Origin of the sequence: Bacteroides finegoldii DSM 17565 (assembly GCF_000156195.1) — a bacterium.
GTDB classification, from domain to species: Bacteria; Bacteroidota; Bacteroidia; order Bacteroidales; family Bacteroidaceae; genus Bacteroides; species Bacteroides finegoldii.
This window is the reverse complement of sequence record NZ_GG688321.1, coordinates 221,721-235,708: the sequence shown is the minus strand read 5'-3', so window position 1 is coordinate 235,708 and position 13,988 is coordinate 221,721. Positions and strand designations below refer to the sequence as shown.

At 44.4% G+C, this 13,988-nt stretch carries 9 protein-coding genes and 1 riboswitch; of the genes, 5 read left to right on the top strand and 4 right to left on the bottom strand.

Annotated elements, in window-relative coordinates; translation table 11 throughout:
- Positions 1-99: 99 nt before the first annotated feature.
- A riboswitch (cobalamin riboswitch) is annotated at positions 100-317 on the bottom strand.
- 94 nt (positions 318-411) lie between these two features.
- From BACFIN_RS12250 to BACFIN_RS12260, 3 genes are all read right to left on the bottom strand, one after another.
- Positions 412-1,167 (bottom strand): ABC transporter ATP-binding protein, encoded by a 756-nt coding sequence (locus BACFIN_RS12250; protein ID WP_007751774.1) that lies wholly within the window; start codon positions 1,165-1,167, stop codon positions 412-414.
- Complete coding sequence (locus tag BACFIN_RS12255; RefSeq protein WP_007751772.1) at positions 1,164-2,180, bottom strand: FecCD family ABC transporter permease; 1,017 nt, start codon at positions 2,178-2,180, stop codon at positions 1,164-1,166. The genes BACFIN_RS12250 and BACFIN_RS12255 overlap by 4 nt, the downstream gene beginning before the upstream one ends.
- 62 nt (positions 2,181-2,242) lie before the next feature.
- On the bottom strand, positions 2,243-3,379 hold the full coding sequence (locus tag BACFIN_RS12260) for an ABC transporter substrate-binding protein (RefSeq protein WP_032839470.1): 1,137 nt from the start codon (positions 3,377-3,379) through the stop codon (positions 2,243-2,245).
- A 360-nt stretch (positions 3,380-3,739) separates the two neighbouring features.
- On the opposite strand from BACFIN_RS12260, the gene BACFIN_RS12265 reads away from it, so the two are divergent.
- Complete coding sequence (locus BACFIN_RS12265) at positions 3,740-6,451, top strand: outer membrane beta-barrel protein (protein WP_007751767.1); 2,712 nt, start codon at positions 3,740-3,742, stop codon at positions 6,449-6,451.
- A gap of 52 nt (positions 6,452-6,503) precedes the next feature.
- Positions 6,504-7,133 carry a cytidylate kinase-like family protein gene (locus BACFIN_RS12270; protein ID WP_007751763.1) on the top strand — a complete coding sequence of 210 codons (630 nt, stop codon included), beginning with the start codon at positions 6,504-6,506 and terminating at the stop codon, positions 7,131-7,133.
- Between the two features lie 98 nt (positions 7,134-7,231).
- On the opposite strand, the gene BACFIN_RS12275 is transcribed toward BACFIN_RS12270, so the two are convergent.
- Complete coding sequence (locus tag BACFIN_RS12275; RefSeq protein WP_007751760.1) at positions 7,232-8,896, bottom strand: putative transporter; 1,665 nt, start codon at positions 8,894-8,896, stop codon at positions 7,232-7,234.
- Positions 8,897-9,208: 312 nt separating this feature from the next.
- On the opposite strand from BACFIN_RS12275, the gene mutA reads away from it, so the two are divergent.
- From mutA to BACFIN_RS12290, 3 genes are all read left to right on the top strand, one after another.
- A complete protein-coding gene (mutA, locus tag BACFIN_RS12280; protein ID WP_007751757.1) occupies positions 9,209-11,113 on the top strand; it encodes a methylmalonyl-CoA mutase small subunit in 1,905 nt (634 codons plus the stop codon).
- Position 11,114: 1 nt separating this feature from the next.
- Positions 11,115-13,262: a methylmalonyl-CoA mutase gene (gene scpA, locus BACFIN_RS12285; RefSeq protein WP_007751753.1), complete on the top strand. Its 2,148-nt coding sequence runs from the start codon at positions 11,115-11,117 to the stop codon at positions 13,260-13,262.
- A 142-nt stretch (positions 13,263-13,404) separates the two neighbouring features.
- Positions 13,405-13,956 (top strand): RNA polymerase sigma-70 factor, encoded by a 552-nt coding sequence (locus BACFIN_RS12290; RefSeq protein WP_007751751.1) that lies wholly within the window; start codon positions 13,405-13,407, stop codon positions 13,954-13,956.
- Positions 13,957-13,988: the final 32 nt, after the last annotated feature.

The following is a 13,988-nucleotide window of genomic DNA, read 5'->3' as shown; positions in this document are numbered from 1 at the left end:
GATCTGAATTCAATCTACACAAACGGACATATAGCTATTATACCAAATAAAAGATAATTGCTTATTTTCTATTTGACTACTACCCGAAATCCCGCAGGTGTAAATCAGAGCATCAAGGCAGGTCTTCTGACTCATCCCATTTTGCAACGCCTTCCCAGATAAACTATCCAGTGACTTTCGTGTTGCAATTTTGCTCTCTGATTACAAGGAGCGGAGATTTACAGCAGCAGGTTCTGTTGCCGGTTTACACGGCATTCCCTTTTCATTCCTTAACAGTGTATATACTGTAACAAGAAACCTTAACGCCACAAAGTTAGAGAATTTATTAATAACTTTATCTTGTTTGGCTAAAAAATCAGCTTACGAGAATCATATTTTATTATTTATATTTTTATCCTAGTGATAAAATGTTTATTTTATACGTACCCTCATATTTGGTGCGTCGAATGTCACCGACTCGTTTCGGAACAGTCTTTCGATATGTCCGCTCGCTACCATTTCTGGGGTAGGCAGTGTATACATATGCGGGTTATCTATCAGCATGATAGAGTCGCAGAGTGACAGCGCTATGTCGAGGTCGTGTGTGGAAAATAGGATACATTTGTCCTCTTCCTGTGCCAGTCTCTTCAAGAGCAGGCAGAGTTCGTAACGGTTAGGCAAGTCGAGAAAGGCGGTGGGTTCGTCGAGCAGGATGACAGGGGTGTCCTGGGCTAGCGCGCGGGCAATCATGATTCGTTGACATTCGCCGTCGGACATCTTATCCATGGTCGTTTCCGCATAAGCGGACATGCCGACCAGCTGTATGGCAGTATCTACCCGCATTTCGTCTTCCGGTCGTAGTTGTCCGATCCAGTTTGTATAAGGGGCGCGTCCCATAGACACTACATCTTTACAGCGAAGATTGGCGATGCGTACTTTGTCTGTCGTTACAAAGCTGATGCTACGGGCTAGTTTTTCCGGTTTCAACGAGGCTATTTTTTTGCCTTGTAGGATGATTTCTCCCGACTGTGGCTTTTCCAGTCCCATCATGGCACGGAGCAATGTACTCTTTCCTGCCCCGTTGCGTCCCAGCAGGGCGATGAGTTGTCCGCTAGTCATCCGGGCATTTACCATCTCTAACAGCGTACGCTGTCCATATCCTAATGTCAGTTCTTTAAGCTCTATCATTTGAATCTGCGCAAGTTTTTAGCGATTACCCATAAAATAACCGGAACACCCAGCAGGGCAGTGATGCAGTTCACTGGGAGCAGGAAGCTCTTGGCGATAATGTCACAGAGAAGCATACTGATAAGTCCCGTCAACATGGTGCCGGGGACAAGTATCCGGTGGTCGGCATTGTTGAACAGCAACCGGGTGACGTGTGGCACAGCCAGCCCGATGAAACCTACCGGACCGCAGAAAGCAGTGACCGTTCCTGTCAGCAATGCGGTAGAAGCGAAAATGAAGGTGCGTGAACGCTTGATGTTCATTCCCATTGTCCGCGCGTAGTTCTCACCGAGCAGCAATAGGTTCAGTGACTTGATGCAAGCTACGGAGAACAGCAGACCTATGCACAGCATCGGAATCATGACTCCCAGTTGGGTGGCAGTGATATGGCTGAGCGAGCCCATCGACCAAAGCGTGAACATTTTCAGTTGTTCGGCAGAACTCAAATATTGCAGAATCTGGATAATGGCACCTGCCACGTATCCTATCATAACCCCCATAATCAGCACGCCGAGAATATTTTTCACTTTCCGGCTGATGACGGCTACTCCCAATAGGATGACAGCCGTTCCTATCCATCCCGAACCGACGATACCCAATGATTGGAGAAGCGAGAAGTTCGTCCATCCGAGCAACGGAGCGCCTAGTATAAACAGAGCCACTCCCAGTCCTGCGCCCGAACTGACTCCCAGCAGATAAGGGTCTGCCAGCGGATTCTGAAAAACTGTCTGCATCTGCAGGCCGCTGACGGAAAGCGCTACGCCTATCAGCCCCGCCACTACTACCCGTATGAACCGGATGGAAAGTAGGATATTGCGCGTTGTTTCGTCATATTCGCCGCCGGTGAGCACCGCCCATACTTTCAAGACAGGGATGTACGTATCTCCTGTTGCCATGTCTATCAATAATAATAGTACGGCAACGATACCTAATGCAATAAATAAAAGGGCGGTATGTTTATGAGGTTGCTTCATCTGGAATTGCGAGTACGTTTGGTGAATAAAGATTCGATCATTCTTCTAGGCATAGGTTCGTTTCATTCCAGATGCCTGTAATAATAGAGTGAATCCGGCACTAGTTCTGGATGGAAGATATGAATCAGGTCGCGTAGAACCACGTCAGGGCGTATCACTGCCGATTCCCAGTAATCATTACCGCCCGTCGGGGTCAGCCGCAAATTATTATTATAAACCGTCCGTTCACGTACAGCTTTCGCATCCGCGAATTTCGGATTGACGGTTTTCAACTCATCCAGACTCGTTGCCGAACCTACATTAATCCAATAATCCGCTTTTTGTATCAGCCCGTAAGCCGTTTCCAGTCCAATCGAGGTTGAACTGTTGGAACTGTTTTCTTTGTAGATATACTCTGCACCCGCATCCGCTACTAGTTGCGCCATATAGCTTTTTGTAGAAGGCATCACCCAACTGTCGTTCCACGGTGTGTTGAACATAACTGTTGGGCATTGTCCGACCGATTCCGTGAGCGCTTTCAATGACAGATAACGCTTCGGAATCTCACTGAATATTTCGATACCCTTCTCTCGGCTATCCGTCAGTTCGGACAAAACAACCATCCATTCGGCTTTGCCTAGCGGTGATTCCTCCAAGTATTCGCCCATATAAATATAGGGAATGGATAGTTCTTTCAGCTTGTCTGTAATGGCGGTCTGTGCGTCTCCGATACCGTATAGCAGAACGATGTCCGGCTTCAATCCCAGCAACAGTTCATAATTCATCTCAGGTCCCATGTCCTTGATAGAATCCTTATGCGCAAGGATATACGGGTTCGATACATAGTCGATGCCCGATACCGCCACGATTCGGTTTACCTGTCCTAGTGCATCGAGCATGGCGATGTAGGAAGAAGACATACATACAATGCGCTTTGCTCCGGCAGGAATGGTAGAACCGATGAATCCGGTGGGTGCCTGCTCTCCATTTCGTGATATGAAGTAGGACATTTCTACCTCTTTGGCTCCCTGCCATGGGTTGAATACCTGTATCAGAGTACTTTGGACATTGGTTGCGCCTAATATCTTAAATCCTGCCGCATATTCAGGAGTATATATATCCTGATTGAATGCTTCGAGAGAAGTCTTTTTGTTAGAAATACAACTTGCCAAAAATAGCAAGGAGAATAGAATGAAAGTGTAAATGGATTGTTTTATCATTTTATTTACATTTGGTTGTAACAATCTTGTAAACATATCGTGCAAATATATGAATTGTTTTCTAATATGTTATTATTCCGTTTCTACAAAATTGCTACTTATTTATATATCGCATATAGCGAAATTTCGGTCTTATCTCGTTTGATGTCGATATTGACTTTGAATTCTTTATTAGAATAATGTCCAAATGAAAATTTGGAGGTAAACAAGAATGTGGGGAGCTTTTGGGATTTTTCACAGAACTTTCTCTTGAATCATAGTTGGATTGTGTACTTTTACCCTCGTAAAACTACTAAAAGAGACTAGCTTATCGACATGGAAATTAATAGGACGATTGTATTGCTTTTGTTGTTATGTTGTATGCATACAATTTTATATGCTCAACAGACGAGAACTGTCAAAGGCAGAGTACAGACGTTGGAAGCAGGAAGTGATAAGCTACAGTCTTTACCTTCAGCTAGTATTGTTGTCTTGCAAAAGGAGGATTCCACTTTTGTAAAGGGTACGACAAGTGATAAGAACGGTCGTTTTGTTCTTAAATATCAGCCGCAGAACAGAAGGCAATATTTATTGAAAGTCTCCTTCATGGGAATGGAGTCCGTATACCGTATATTGAGTGATTCGCTGTCTGTGAATGTTGGTGTGGTCACACTGAAGGATGATGATATACAAATCGGTGAAGTGACAATCACGGGAAAATTGAAAGAGGTAGAGATGAAGGGAGATACTACCGTTATCAATGCTGCTGCCTATAAAACTCCCGAAGGTTCTTATCTGGAGGATCTGGTGAAACGTGTTCCGGGATTGGTGTATAATAAGAAAGATCATTCGTTAACTTACAACGGTCAGGCTATCAGTGAGATCAATGTCAATGGAGAATCCTTTTTCTCGGGGGATAAGAAAACGGCACTCGAAAATCTGCCGGCAAATTTGATTAGCAAGCTGAAAGTATATGATAAGAAATCAAAAGAAGAAGAGTTTACCGGAATCAGTTCTGGAGAGAAAAAGTATGTGCTTGATCTTCAGACTAAAGATGAACTGAACAAGACTTGGCTGACGAATGCGACGGTAGGATATGGAAATAATAAAAAGAAGGACCTGGAAGGACAGGTGAACTATTTTAATAAGAACGGAGAGAATCTTTCTTTTATGGCCCGTTCTACCAATCGCTATCAGAATAGCACTTATAAGGACAATATCAATAACTCTGTCGGGCTGAATATGACGCGCAAGTTCGGCAAGAAGTTTTCTTTGACCGGAAATGTGAACTATGACTTGAACCGGAATGGAAATATCACTTCCATGTATCGGGAACAATATTTGACGAGTGGCAATCAGTATTCGGCTTCTGCCAATGAGGGTACTTCGAAAAGCCGGTCTATGAATTCGAGTCTGATGGGGGAATGGAAAGTCGATAAGCGTACACGCATACATTTCAACGGGAGTTTCGGGCTTTCTCCCAACGAGAATGAGAGCAGTAATCAGGGTGCTTCTTTTGATGCTCCTCCTAATGTGAATCATGAGAGTCTGTTTGCTGATTTTGAATCTATACCTAAGGATATGAAAGTCAATCGTAGTGAGAACCGTTCGGCTTCGGAAAATAAATCCAATCGTTATAATTGGATGATTGGGATTATGAGGCGTTTGAATGAGAAAGGAACTACATTAGGACTGAATGTAACAAATTCTGATTCATGGGGAGATAATGAGAGCTTTTCGCTGTCTCAGACTACTTATTTCAAGCTGGAAGACAAGAATGGGAATGATTCGGTACTTTATCGAAACCAATATATAAAGTCTCCTCAGACAAATAATCAGTGGAGGGTAGGAGTCAGCTTTACTCAACCGATTGGCAAGAAGGTGCATTTCCGGGCAGCATATAATTGGAATACACAGTATGAACGGGACAACCGTGATACGTATGAATTGTCTTCCATGACAAACCGGGATTCTTTCGGTGATTTGCCTGCAGGTTATGAGGCGGGGTATGTGGATAGTTTAAGTAATAGGAGTCATAGCCGCAGTAATGGGCACGACTTGAATGTAGGCTTCAATTATTCGGATGATACTTGGATGTTTAATGCTTCGTTGGGTGTCACTCCGCAGAAGCGTACTATTGATCGGAAAGTCGGAAAACTTTATGCGGACACCACAATGCGTACGATTGATTATCAGCCTATGATATGGCTGAGTTGGCGGAAAAAGAAAATGCGTGTCAGTCTTAATTATAACGGAAGAACCCGGCAACCTTCTTTATCGGACTTAATGCCGTTGACGGATAATAGCGATCCGTTGTATATTACTCGTGGAAATCCGGATTTGAAACAGATGTTTATGCATACTATGCATGTGAGTTTTCAACATCCTTCAAAGGGAATATCCGCCAATCTGGGATGGCAGATGGAGAAGAACAGTGTCACACAAGTTGTTCTCTATGATGTGCAGACCGGTGGACGGGAGATATACCCTATAAATATCAATGGAAATTGGAATACATATGGCAGTGCTGACTGGTGGAAGCGTTTCGGGCATTTTTCTTTAAAACTGAGTACCTCCGGAAGACATAGTAATCGTGTCAGTATGATTAATGAGGATAGAAGTCAACAGCCGGAGAAAAGCACAACACGTGATACCGGGTTGAATTGCGAGATGGCAGCTTCTTATCAGCCCACTTGGGGAGGGTTTGATTTTTCTACTTCATGGGATTATCAGTATTCACTTAATTCTCTGAATGATAATAATACCTATACCCGCTATTATAATTTCCGTTTTGACGGCTATGTGGATTTTCCTTTCGGGTTACAGTTGCGTACGGATGCAGGCTATATCTTGCGTAGCGGGACAAATATCCAGAAAGGAGAGGATGATGAGATTGTGTGGAATGCGAGGGCAACCTGGCGATTCCTGAAACAGAGAAAAGCCGAATTGTCTGCTTATTGGGCGGATATTCTTGGCAAACGGAAAAGTTATGCTCGTATGGCTACTTCCGACGGGTTTTATGAGTCTCGGACGCAGGAAATAAAAGGATATTTTATTGTAACTTTCAAATATAACTTTCGTCTGATGATGTGAGTTTTAGAAATAATTCGTATGTTTGCTACCAAACCATAAAACAAAATGTACTATGAGCGGTAGCTATGTCATTAATATCGGTCGCCAGTTAGGTAGTGGCGGAAAAGAAATAGGAGAGAAGTTGGCAGCCCGTTTGGGCATCGACTTCTATGATAAAGAGTTGATCAATCTAGCTTCTGAAGAGAGCGGATTGTGTAGAGAATTTTTTGAAAAAGCGGATGAAAAGGCTTCACAAGGTATTATCGGTGGGTTGTTCGGAATGCGGTTCCCTTTTATTAGTGAGGGGGCTATGCCGTGTACCAACTGTTTGAGCAATGATGCTTTATTTAAGGTACAGAGTGATGTTATTCGTCATTTGGCGGCTGAAAAATCCTGTGTGTTTGTGGGGCGCTGTGCAGATTATATATTGCGCGAACATCCGCGTTGTGTAAACGTTTTTATTTCGGCTTCCAAAGAAGACCGCATTGCACGGTTGTGTCAGATCCATCATATTGATGAGGAGGCTGCGGAGGAAATGATGGAGAAAGCAGATAAGAAACGTTCGGAATACTATAATTATTATAGTTATAAAACATGGGGAGCGGCAGCTACTTATCATCTGTGTGTGGACTCCTCCTCTTTAGGAATAGAAGAAACGGTACGCTTTGTGGAGGAGTTTGTAGTGAAGAAACTGAAGTTGTAATATATGGTATAATGAATAAAGGAAGATAAAACAGTAAAGCCGACATATTCTACTTAAAAGAATAGAGCCGGCTTTACTATTTATAAGCTAAGCTTGATTTACATCATTGTTAATAATATCATCTGTCCCGTTAGGATACGGAGGAACATAGATAGCGGATAAACCGTCGAATACCCTACGGCCGGAGCGTCACCGGCAGTTGTCTGGTTGGCATAAGCCAGTGCGGGAGGATCGGTATTACTACCGGCTATCAATCCCATCAGAGTGAAGTAGTTTACCTTATAATACAGTCGGGCAATAGCGCCGATAATAAGCAATGGAATGACGGTGATAAGGAAACCGCAACCTACGTATAACAATCCGTCACCTTCGACTACCGTTTGCACAAAATTGGCACCTGCATCAATACCGACACTGGCAAGGAAAAGCACGATACCTATTTCGCGAAGCATTAGGTTAGCGCTCATTGTTGTGTAAGTTACCAGATGGAGTTTGTGACCGAAGCGTCCGATAAGGATCGCTACTACCAGCGGACCACCTGCCAAACCTAGTTTCAAAGGAGTCGGCATACCCGGGAATGCAATCGGAAGGCTGCCTAGAAGAATACCTAAGAAGATACCGACGAAGATAGTTACGATATTCGGAGTGTCCAGACGTTTCAACTGATTACCCAACACACCTGCTACACGTTCTACTGCATCTTGCTGGCCTACTACCATCACACGGTCACCTACTTGAAGTACCAGATTCGGATCGGCAAACAGGTCCATACCGGAACGGTTGATACGGGTTACATTTACCCCATACATACTGCGAAAGTGCATAGAACCGAGCGTTTTTCCGTTAATTTCCGGTTTGGTGACCAAGATACGGCGTGAAACCATCGGCAGGTCTTGTTTCTCCCAATCGAGTTCCACCTCTTTTCCTATAAATACGGTGATAGCCGGAGCATCCTCTTCCGAGCAGACGATAAACAACTGATCGCCCATATTGAATATGGTCTCGTGGTCGGGAATACTGACGTGCCCTTCATGGCGGATACGCGAACAAACGAAGTTGCGTCCCAAGAACTCTTTAATCTCGATCAGTGTCTTTCCGCTGATTGATTCGTTGCGTACCTCAAGGCTCATCATGTGTGGCTTGTGGTGTGCGTCCCCGCTTTGAATCTTCAGATTCTCTTCTTCCTTAGCCATATTAACGCGGAAGATGTAGCGGATAGCAATGATAGAACCGATAATACCTACCACACCGAGCGGATATGCACACGCATAACCCAACGCGATCTGCGGACCGGTATAGTTCAACTGGTTCAATGCTTCATTGGCGGCACCAAGTCCCGGAGTGTTTGTCACAGCTCCATAGAGTATACCAACCATCATCGGCAATTCCACCCGGCCGTTCCACAGGTAATAAAGCCCCAGCGCAACAGCAATATTTAACACTACGATGCCTACAGCCAACAGGTTTAGTGTCATTCCCCCTTTCTTGAAAGAAGAGAAGAAAGACGGCCCCACCTGAAGACCGATACAGAATACGAACAAAATCAATCCGAATTCACGGATGAAATGTAGGATGTGTGTATCGGCCGTGAAGCCGAAATGTCCCATTAGGATGCCGGCAAACAAAACAAACGTGACACCTAAAGATACTCCGAATATCTTTATCTTACCGAGATACACACCGGCTGCCACTACAAATGCGTAGAGGAGCACGATATGTGCCACAGAACTAGGGTCCCACAATAAACTTTGTAACCAATCCATAATTTATAGTAGTTTTTATAATGTCTTTTATAAAACGGGTGCAAAATTACTCATAACATTGGAGCAAATCAAATAAATGAAGAACTAAAAATGAAAAATGAAGAATTTCTATACCTATTGTATATATGGGATGAATAATGGTAATTTTTCATTTCCCATTTCCTATTCTTCATTTTCCGGGCTGTGCGAATTTTCCCTAAAAAAGAGTATTGTTTTAACTATTTGGTTATATTTGCAAGTCGAACAACGGACATTTAGAGAGATAGATAAAAATAAAGACAATATTAATCTTGTTTTAATTTTAAATAAACTATGGCAGACAAAAAAGAAAAACTCTTCTCAGACTTTTCTCCAGTCTCCACCGAACAATGGATGGAGAAGGTTACAGCCGATTTGAAAGGTGCTGATTTTGAGAAGAAGCTCGTTTGGAAAACGAACGAAGGGTTCAAAGTGAAACCTTTCTACCGGATGGAAGATCTGGAGGGTTTGAAGACTACCGATGCGCTTCCAGGAGAATTCCCTTATCTGAGGGGAACCAAGAAAGACAACAATGAGTGGCTGGTTCGTCAGGAAATCAGAGTGGAATGCCCGAAAGAAGCTAATGCAAAGGCGTTGGATATCTTGAATAAGGGTGTCGATTCACTTTCTTTCCATGTGAAAGCAAAGGAACTCAATGCGGAATATCTTGAAACACTGTTGAATGATATTCAAGCTGAGTGCGTTGAACTGAACTTCTCTACTTGCCAGGGACACGTCGTTGAGTTGGCTAATCTGCTGGTAGCTTATTTCCAGAAGAAAGATTATGATGTGAAGAAACTGAGAGGTTCTATAAACTATGATTTCTTCAATAAGATGTTGACTCGCGGTAAGGAAAAAGGCGATATGGTGCAAACGGGCAAAGCTTTGATTGAGGCCATCCAACCGCTTCCTTTCTATCGTGTACTGAATGTAAATGCTTTATCTCTGAACAATGCCGGAGCTTATATTTCTCAGGAGTTGGGTTATGCGCTGGCTTGGGGTAATGAATACATGAATCAACTGACAGAGGCCGGTATTCCCGCTGCTATTGTTGCCAAGAAAATCAAGTTCAACTTCGGTATCAGCTCCAATTACTTCCTCGAAATTGCAAAATTCCGTGCCGCACGTCTGCTTTGGGCGAATATCGTAGCTTCTTATAAGCCCGAATGTGTACGTGATTGCGACAATAAAGGTCCTAACGGTGAATGCCGTTGCGCTGCAAAAATGGCGGTTCACGCCGAAACTTCCACATTCAATCTTACTTTGTTTGATGCACATGTGAATCTGCTTCGTACGCAAACCGAAGCGATGAGTGCTGCTTTGGGAGGTGTGGATTCAATGACAGTTACTCCATTTGACAAGACATACGAGACCCCTGATGAATTCTCCGAGCGTCTGGCACGCAACCAGCAATTGCTGCTGAAGGAAGAATCTCATTTTGATAAAGTGATTGACCCGGCTGCAGGTTCTTATTATATTGAAAACCTGACTGTCTCTATCGCTAAACAGGCCTGGGAGCTCTTCCTGTCTGTCGAAGAAGCCGGTGGTTTCTATGCTGCCTTGAAAGCGGGGACAGTTCAGGCTGCTGTGAACGAAAGCAATAAAGCGCGTCATAAAGCGGTGGCACAGCGTCGTGAAGTATTGTTGGGCACCAACCAATTCCCCAACTTTAATGAAAAAGCGGGTGACAAGAAACCGGTTGAGGCAAAATGTTGTTGTGGCGGTGGCAAGGAACATACTTGCGAGAAAGATGTGGCTACTTTGGTATCCGACCGTGCTGCCAGCGAATTCGAGGCTTTGCGTCTTGAGACGGAAGCGTCCGGCAAACGTCCGAAAGCGTTCATGTTGACTATCGGTAATCTGGCAATGCGTCAGGCACGTGCACAATACTCTTGCAACTTCCTGGCTTGTGCCGGTTATGAAGTGATTGATAATCTGGGCTTCGAAACGGTTGAGGCAGGAATAGAGGCGGCTATGGCTGCTAAGGCGGATATCGTGGTGCTTTGTTCCAGTGATGATGAATATGCGGAATATGCAATTCCCGCTTTCAAAGCTTTGAATGGCCGTGCTATGTTTATCATCGCCGGTAATCCGGAATGTGCCGATACATTGAAAGCCGCAGGTATTGAGTACTTTATCCATGTCCGTGTCAATGTGCTGGATACCTTGAAAGAGTTTAACGCCAAACTATTGAAGTAAGATGAGAAAAGATTTTAAAAACATTGATATATATGCCGCATTTCAGCCTGCTAACGGTGCTGAATGGCAAAAGGCTAACGGTATCTCCGCTGATTGGAAAACACCGGAACACATCGAAGTGAAGCCTGTTTATACAAAAGAAGACCTTGAAGGAATGGAACATCTCGGCTATGCTGCCGGACTTCCTCCGTACCTGCGTGGTCCGTACTCGGTAATGTACACTCTGCGTCCTTGGACGATCCGTCAATACGCCGGATTTTCCACTGCCGAAGAATCAAATGCTTTCTATCGCCGTAACCTGGCTTCCGGTCAGAAGGGGTTGTCGGTTGCATTCGACTTGGCTACGCATCGCGGCTACGACCCCGATCACGAACGTGTGGTAGGTGACGTAGGTAAAGCGGGTGTATCTATCTGTTCTTTGGAAAACATGAAGGTCCTGTTCGATGGTATTCCTTTGAACAAGATGTCCGTATCCATGACAATGAACGGGGCGGTGCTTCCGGTTATGGCATTCTACATCAATGCGGGTCTGGAGCAAGGTGCGAAATTGGAAGAAATGGCTGGTACTATCCAAAATGATATCCTGAAAGAATTCATGGTGCGTAATACCTATATTTATCCGCCTGCATTCTCAATGAAAATTATTTCCGACATCTTTGAGTATACTTCGCAGAAGATGCCTAAGTTCAACTCCATCTCCATTTCCGGTTACCATATGCAGGAAGCAGGTGCTACCGCAGATATTGAGTTGGCTTATACGCTTGCCGACGGTCTCGAATATCTTCGTGCCGGAACTGCCGCCGGTATTGATATCGATGCATTTGCTCCGCGTCTGTCTTTCTTCTGGGCGATTGGGACGAACCATTTCATGGAAATTGCCAAGATGCGTGCCGCGCGTATGTTGTGGGCGAAGATTGTGAAACAGTTTAACCCGAAGAATCCGAAATCATTGGCACTGCGTACCCACTCACAGACTTCCGGTTGGTCATTGACCGAACAGGATCCGTTCAATAACGTAGGACGTACTTGTATCGAAGCTATGGCTGCCGCTTTGGGACATACACAGTCTTTGCATACCAATGCGTTGGATGAGGCTATCGCACTTCCGACGGACTTCTCCGCACGTATTGCCCGTAACACTCAGATCTATATTCAGGAAGAAACATACATTTGCAAGAATGTTGACCCGTGGGGCGGTTCTTATTATGTAGAGACTCTGACGAATGAGTTGGCGCATAAGGCTTGGGAGCATATTCAGGAGATTGAAAAACTGGGTGGCATGGCAAAAGCTATCGAAACAGGTATTCCTAAGATGCGTATCGAAGAGGCCGCTGCACGTACACAAGCTCGTATCGACAGTGGTCAGCAGACGATTGTCGGTGTGAACAAGTATCGTCTGGACAAAGAAGCTCCGATTGATATTCTTGAAATTGATAATACGGCGGTTCGTCTTGAACAGATCGAAAACCTGAAACGTCTGAAAGAGGGACGTAACCAGGCTGAGGTAGATAAAGCGTTGGCGGCTATTACCGAATGTGTGAAGACCGGTAAGGGTAACTTGCTGGAACTGGCAGTGGAGGCAGCGCGCGTCCGTGCCACATTGGGCGAGATTTCATCTGCTTGCGAACAGGTCGTAGGACGTTATAAAGCAATAATTAGAACTATATCAGGCGTGTATTCATCAGAAAGTAAAAACGATAGCGACTTCAAGCGTGCTTGTGAACTGGCTGAGAAGTTTGCGAAGAAAGAGGGGCGTCAACCCCGTATCATGATTGCGAAGATGGGACAGGACGGTCACGACCGTGGTGCCAAAGTGGTAGCGACCGGTTATGCCGACTGCGGTTTTGACGTGGATATGGGACCGTTGTTCCAGACACCTGCGGAAGCTGCACGTGAAGCTGTTGAAAACGATGTTCATGTAGTCGGTGTTTCTTCGTTGGCTGCCGGACATAAGACATTGGTTCCGCAGATTATTGAGGAATTAAAGAAGCTGGGTCGCGAAGATATCGTAGTGATTGCCGGTGGCGTTATTCCTGCACAGGATTATGATTTCTTGTATAAAGCAGGGGTGGCTGCTATCTTCGGTCCGGGTACTCCGGTGGCGAAAGCTGCTTGCCAGATTTTGGAAATCCTGATGGATGAAGAATAAGACAGGACTTTCCTGTTTTTGATTTTATCCCGCCTTTTTAGTTCAAATGAACTGAAAGGCGGGATGTTTTTTACTGACATTTGTTTGTCTGAAATTAAAATTGGCTATATTTGTCCGGCTTTCATTATAAAAAGCAGAATAGATGAGTGAAAAAGTAGAAGACTTGGATGTTCGTTTTGAACGGTTTTACGCGGCTAACTACCCTCGTGTCAAGAACTTTGCGAAGTTGTTGACCAAATCGGAGGAAGATGCGGAAGACATCGCTCAGAATATATTTCTTAAGTTATGGACACGTCCTGAACTTTGGCAGGAGCAAGAAACCATGACGAGCTATCTTTATACCGTTACCCGAAATGAAATCTTCAACCTTTTCAAACATCAGAAGGTGGAACAGGAATATGAAGATAAGATAATGAAAGCGCAGTTGATAGGCGATTTGTGTGATGAAGATACTTCATTGCTCGAAAATCTCTATTATAAAGAAGTGCTCCTCCTCGTCAAGATGACACTCGACCAATTGCCTCCCAAACGCAGGCAAATATTTGAGATGAGCCGGTTTGAAGGTTTGTCTCACAAAGAAATAGCGGAGAAACTGCAAATCCCTCTGCGCACAGTGGAAGACCACATCTACAAAACATTGACCGAACTTCGTAAAGTGTTAATGTTTGTTATTCTCTTCCGGTTCTTTCCGTAGTTTCTCTTTCTGAATGGTGGTAATTATGTAAA